Origin of the sequence: Desulfovermiculus halophilus DSM 18834 (assembly GCF_000620765.1) — a bacterium.
Taxonomy (GTDB): Bacteria; Desulfobacterota; Desulfovibrionia; order Desulfovibrionales; family Desulfothermaceae; genus Desulfovermiculus; species Desulfovermiculus halophilus.
Genome location: NZ_JIAK01000047.1, coordinates 1 through 5,427, shown reverse-complemented (window position 1 = coordinate 5,427; position 5,427 = coordinate 1). Strand labels below are relative to the sequence as shown.

Genomic DNA, 5,427 nt, shown 5'->3' with positions numbered 1-5,427 from the left:
GGTGGGAGATCAGCTGTAGCCTGGATTTGGAAACCCGGGCGACTGCTGAAGTCGGAGCATCTGGATTCGCAGATTGTGGGAAAGCTGGATTTTCCGAATTGTGCCCGGAAGTTGCGAACCAAGTCCCCCCTTGAGGGGGGAATCCAAGGGGGTGTTTTTTTGCGGAGGGCAGAAGTCCAAGGCTCAAGGAGCAAGGGGCAGTTAGAAAGCAACACCCCCCAACCCCCCTCAAGGGGGGACGAGGTGGGAGATCAGCTGTAGCCTGGATTTGGGAACCCGGGTGACTGCTGAAGTCGGAGTATCTGGATTCGCAGATTGTGGTAAAGCTGGATTTTCCGAATTGTGCCCGGAAGTTGCGAACCAAGTCCCCCCTCGAGGGGGGACTCCAAGGGGGTGTTTCTTCTGCGGAGGGCCGAAGTCCACGTCTAAAGGAGTAAGGCTGCCAGAAAGCAACACCCCCCAACCCCCCTCAAGGGGGGACGGGGGGGGAGATCAGTTGAAGTTTGGATTAGTCAGGGTGACTTCTGTTCTCTGTCTTCTGTCCTCTGTATTGAGGGCCATCCTCTCCCAGGCCAATCCAGACCACAAAAAAAGCCGGGGCCGCACGCGGCCCCGGCTTCATCCTTTTGCCGGCGTCAGGTCGAACATCAACCGATGTTAGAAGTCGTAGGACAGACCAAAGGTAGCCCGGTAGATGTCATCGTCCTTGTAGTCACCGCCATTGGGTCCTTCACCCCAGATGTCCTCGTCCATGTCCAGAGCGGCGTAGTCGAGTTCCAGAACGGCCTTCAGGTTTTCGTAGATCTGATAGTAGTTGTAGAAGGTAACTTCAACTGAGCTGTCTTCTGTGGTCATCTCGGTAAAACGAGAATCCTCTTTATCTAATGCTACAACTTCTTCTGTAAAGGCATCCTCATCATGGGTCCCCTGGGAGTAGGCAATGGCAAAAGAGTGGCTCAGCTTGTCCACGAACTGGATGTCCTTGAGGGCGAAGCCCAGGCTCCAGACGCCGTGGGGCACGTACTGGGCGTAGGAGTAGTCACCGTCGCCAAAGCCATAAGCGCTGTTGAATCCAAGAGCCGCGCCTGCCGGGGGATAGTAGTACCCATCGTTGCGCAGGGTAGGCATGGTCTCGCTGCCGTCGTCAATGTCATCATCCTCCCCAGAGGAGTAGTAGAAATACAGAGAGGGGGTGAACAGATCCATGGCGGTGTAGTCAACGCTGACATCAAAGAAGTAACCTTCCCGATCCAGGGCGCTGCTTCCGCCGTCAACGCTGCCGTACACGAACTGACCAGTAATGGACAAGGGATCAATCATGTCGATGCCGAAGGGCAGTCCAACCCAAAAGGCGTCGACATTATCATCATAAAGATCTTCATCAGCAGATTCACTTGCAATGGTGCCCAGAAAGGAGGTCCAGGTATCGAACATCCCAGTATACTGGCTGTTCATAACTTCTTCCCCGATGCGGGCATATACGCCGTAGGGGGTAAGATTGAAACCTTCGTAGTTTAGGGGCACAGAGGCCACAAAGGCGTCCAACTGGTCACCACCTGTGCGGTATTCCCTTGTATCGTCATAATCACTGCCGCCAGAAATCCGATATCCATCATAGGCCCGGACATACCCGAGCGTAAAGCTGGCCATGTCATTGACTGGGGCGTTGATGAAGATTCCGGGCATGTCGTCAGCCAAGACCGGGGTGCCCATGGCGCTGCCCGGAGTGACGTACCCGGTCAGGCCAGCCTGGATATTGACCTCGGTGTTTGGCCAGTTGAAGTTCAACTGGGCCCGCTTGATTTCGATGCCGGAAAAGTCTTCATGTTTGTTGGCGGCTGCGTCGTTGCCAAAGTAACCGCCTTGGTACCCCCAGCCGTTATCGATCTCATAAGCGACCTGAGCGGTGAGGTTTTCATTGGCGCTGTACTCAAAGTACTGCCTGATCCGCTGATAGATCTGATGATCATCAGACTTTGCATCTTCGTCGAAACCGAAGTTGTTCACAAAGGATGCCGCTGCCCGGTAGTACCCAAAGGTACAGAACTGAGGCAGATCCTGCTGGGCAAAGGAAATGCCCGCGGTGCCCAGGACCATGGCTGCTGTGAGCAGTCCCAAGACGAATTTTTTCATAGCCTTCCTCCTTGTGCATGACCTGTTGCATGTTGTCCTGACGCCTGGTTTAAATATTTATACCAGGCTCATAAAAAATGCAAGCCAAAATCGGCACAAAGTACAAAATTTTTTACATTAGAAAGAGGGAGCGGAGAATGGGGGTAGATGGGTAGGGCTTGCCTCCTGTTCTTGATTGTCGTAGCGTTTGCTTATGTCCAAGCGCCAAAATCCCCATGACAAGGTGATCAAAAACATCCTGGGCAGGCATGAAACGGCTGTCAGTTTTCTACAGAGTTTTTTGCCGGAAAGGATGACCCGGCACCTTGAGCTGGAGTCCCTGCGCTTTGAGCAAACGAGCCACATTCCAGACCATTTGCAAGAGTACTTCTCCGATATACTCATACGCATGCCTCTCCGGGATCGTGATCAGGAGGCCGAGATCTATGTTCTGCTGGAGCACAAAAGTTTTCTGGATGAATGGGTTCCGCTCCAGCTGCTTCGGTACATGGTGGAAACGTGGACCTCATACGGGCAAAAACGCAAAGAACCATTCCGTAAGCTGCCCCTTCTTTTGCCGATCGTCATAGCCCATGGAGAGTATAAGTGGCGCTACAAAACCAAGCTCAGTTCAATTGTTGATGTGCCTGACGAAACATTCCGTGCTTATCTCCCGGACTTCGAATACAGCCTCTTTGATGTGAACGTTGAAGATGTTCGGGGCTATGCCTTCCATTCGGCCCTGAAGTCCTTGTTTGCCATTTGGCAGATCAGCCCGAAGAGGGAGTTTCTGGATGAGCTCAAAGACGCTCTGATGTTCCTTTTTCAGGATTTGGATGAGAAACAGCTTGATCGATTCTTGAAGATCCTGGTATACTACTTATCACAGGCGAGGTCTTCGGAAGAACTGTCTGATATTATGGACGTGATCCGATCCTTACCTGCTGGAGGAGAGACTATGGAGACTATAGCTGAAATGTTGGAGAAAAAAGGCTACGAGAAAGGCCTTTCCCTAGGGGAACAACGAGGCGAACAACGAGGCGAACAACGAGGCGAAAAAAGAGGTGAGCTTAAAAAATCCAGAGAAATGCTTTTGGAAGCTATAAGCGAAAGATATGGCACAGTCAGTTCCGATCTCGTCAGACGCATCAACTCTATTGACTCTCACGATACTTTGAAGATGCTCTTCAAGCAGGTCTTCCGAGTGGATTCGCTGGAAGAATTTCAAGAACAGGTCCTGAGAGCTACAGACAACTGACGTGTGAGCTGTGAATGGCAAAATTGTTTGCACTTTGTCGTGATCTTGCCATGCATGAGACCCCTTTAGTCATTTAGGGGTAGCCACGCGCAGACGCGTGGCTATTCTCTTCTTTACGATGCCCCCCCTTGTAACGAAGCCAAGTTCTGCCGGTCTACGCCAGAGGCGGCGCTGACCTTTGCCCTCTTTCTTCTGCCTTCTGATCTCTGATCTCTGACCTCTGATGTCTGTCCTCTTCCGTCCTCTGATCTCCGTTTCCCGCCTGAATTGACTTTATGGCGCTTTGTTTGCATTGTTTTCATAACGAACGATGATGGCCAGTTTTTTCAGCACCACAAGACAAAAGGGGGATGCTATGCACAGATCCATGTGGGCAGTGTCGATCGCGGCGGTTTTTTTTCTGCTGGCTGCCAGTGCGTGCCAGATGTCGCCAAGTTCGGATTCCATTCGGATGATCAAATTCAAAGTGCCGTCTTGTTCCTGAGAAGGGACAGCCATAAGGGTCAGGTCGGCCCTTAAGGACGTTGAGGGGGTGACGAACGTTGTTAAGGTGGACGTTCACAGGCATGATGTGATTGTGTCTTATGATGAGCGGGTAACAAGCCCGGACAAGATCGCGGAGGCCCTGGCTCAGATCGGATATCCGCCGGAAGGGGAGCCGGAAATGCTGCGCTGACCAAAAAAGCCCGCTTCGGCGGGCTTTTTTTGATGGTTTGCGAGCAGGGCGGGACTGCAAAAAGTCGTCTTACGTTTATTTGGGATAAAATTTGAAGATATAAGGCTTTGATTTTACTGACCTCTGTCGAGTGCAAATACAGATTTTGCACTCGCATCAGGCAGGGCAATGGCGGAGAACTCCACATGGAGTGCTTTTCAGCCCGCCATGGACCTGGCGGCAGACCACCAGCTGCAGATATGGGATGCGCTTATCCTGTCTGCTGCAGCGGAAAATTCTTGTCGCCTTCTGCTCAGCGAAGACCTGCAGGAGGGTTTTGTCTGGCACGGAGTGACTGTGATCAATCCCTTGGTCAAAGGCCGCAGTCGCAGTCCGCTTCTGGAAAGGCTGTTGAATAGCTGATGTCGAGTGGAATTTGGATTGCCTGATGGCGACAACATTCTGTGTTTGCAGCAGGGAGGAAATATGAAACGTTTACAAAAACACATGCTTTGGCTGTGGTGCATGCTCCTGCCATTGGCGACTGGATGCGCGACGTTCGGCCAATTCGGCACCAGCACTCAGGTCTACCCCTCCTCGCTGGAACTGGATATTCGGGTGGAGCAGCTGCGCCAGAACGCCCGGGACTACGAAGTGTATTACTCCGGTCCGAAGTACAATCCATCTGCCATCCTGTTCGTTGTCCAGGAGCAGGAGGCATTGAATCTGAAACTGGACCAGGACTGGAAAGTGGTCCTGCCCGGGCCGGACCTGGAGGACCTGTTCTGGAGGATCGAGATGGAGAAAAAGCATCTGGTCAAGTTGCGGGCCGTGGTGCCTCCGGAGGAGGACATGCAGACCGCGGACAACATATTGGCCTATATTTACAGCCAGGACTATGCCTCTCTGAGAAAGACAGAAGAGGAAAATACCTATTATCTGCAGGCAGTACCGGAGCAGTACAATCCGCTGTATCACGACGATGGGATGCTGGTTGATCCCGGTATAAGGCATTGAAAGTAGACTGAGCGATTCTCTAACGTCATTCCTGCGGAAGCAGGAATCCAGAATTCCAGATTCCTACCATGCCCAGCGAGAAGCAACACCCCAGGACAGAAGACAGAGGACAGAGGTCAGAAAAAAGAAGAAAGAAACACCCCCCCAACCCCCCTCAAGGGGGGACCGACGGGGGGCAGTACAGTTGTGGGTTGTTACTGTCGATCCCGGCTTTATGCAGGACGGCGGCTTTGGAAAGCAGACTGCGGAAGAGCTGCTTTTTCTGACCCGAACCTGCAATTTGCGGACCGAGTCCCCCCTTGAGGGGGGAATCCAAGGGGGTGTTTCTTCTGCGGAGGGCTGAGGTCCAAGTCTCAAGGAGCAAGGCAAGCAGCCAGAAAGCAAC

General features: G+C 52.5%; 6 protein-coding genes. 4 read left to right on the top strand and 2 right to left on the bottom strand.

Annotation, left to right across the window (positions count from 1 at the left end):
* Positions 1–657: 657 nt before the first annotated feature.
* Positions 658–2,133, bottom strand: coding sequence for an outer membrane homotrimeric porin (locus tag N902_RS18925; RefSeq protein WP_051564613.1), 1,476 nt, complete (start codon positions 2,131–2,133; stop codon positions 658–660).
* 193 nt (positions 2,134–2,326) lie between these two features.
* On the opposite strand from N902_RS18925, the gene N902_RS0113980 reads away from it, so the two are divergent.
* Positions 2,327–3,370: an Rpn family recombination-promoting nuclease/putative transposase gene (locus N902_RS0113980; RefSeq protein ID WP_027371416.1), complete on the top strand. Its 1,044-nt coding sequence runs from the start codon at positions 2,327–2,329 to the stop codon at positions 3,368–3,370.
* 273 nt (positions 3,371–3,643) lie between these two features.
* Here N902_RS0113980 and N902_RS19820 read toward each other — a convergent pair whose 3' ends face one another.
* Positions 3,644–3,835: a hypothetical protein gene (locus N902_RS19820; protein ID WP_153304237.1), complete on the bottom strand. Its 192-nt coding sequence runs from the start codon at positions 3,833–3,835 to the stop codon at positions 3,644–3,646.
* A gap of 31 nt (positions 3,836–3,866) precedes the next feature.
* Between N902_RS19820 and N902_RS19495 the strand changes: the two genes are divergently transcribed.
* From N902_RS19495 to N902_RS0113960, 3 genes are all read left to right on the top strand, one after another.
* Positions 3,867–4,046 carry a heavy-metal-associated domain-containing protein gene (locus tag N902_RS19495; RefSeq protein WP_084288430.1) on the top strand — a complete coding sequence of 60 codons (180 nt, stop codon included), beginning with the start codon at positions 3,867–3,869 and terminating at the stop codon, positions 4,044–4,046.
* Between the two features lie 168 nt (positions 4,047–4,214).
* A complete protein-coding gene (locus N902_RS18055; RefSeq protein WP_208596337.1) occupies positions 4,215–4,448 on the top strand; it encodes a PIN domain-containing protein in 234 nt (77 codons plus the stop codon).
* Between the two features lie 63 nt (positions 4,449–4,511).
* On the top strand, positions 4,512–5,042 hold the full coding sequence (locus N902_RS0113960) for a hypothetical protein (RefSeq protein WP_153304236.1): 531 nt from the start codon (positions 4,512–4,514) through the stop codon (positions 5,040–5,042).
* Positions 5,043–5,427: the final 385 nt, after the last annotated feature.

Bases quoted from the DNA above. Each gene is read 5' to 3' on its own strand.
- N902_RS18055 (WP_208596337.1), top strand. From the start codon at position 4,215: ATGGCGGAGAACTCCACATGGAGTGCTTTTCAGCCCGCCATGGACCTG.
- N902_RS0113960 (WP_153304236.1), top strand. From the start codon at position 4,512: ATGAAACGTTTACAAAAACACATGCTTTGGCTGTGGTGCATGCTCCTG.
- N902_RS0113980 (WP_027371416.1), top strand. From the start codon at position 2,327: ATGTCCAAGCGCCAAAATCCCCATGACAAGGTGATCAAAAACATCCTG.
- N902_RS18925 (WP_051564613.1), bottom strand. From the start codon at position 2,133: ATGAAAAAATTCGTCTTGGGACTGCTCACAGCAGCCATGGTCCTGGGC.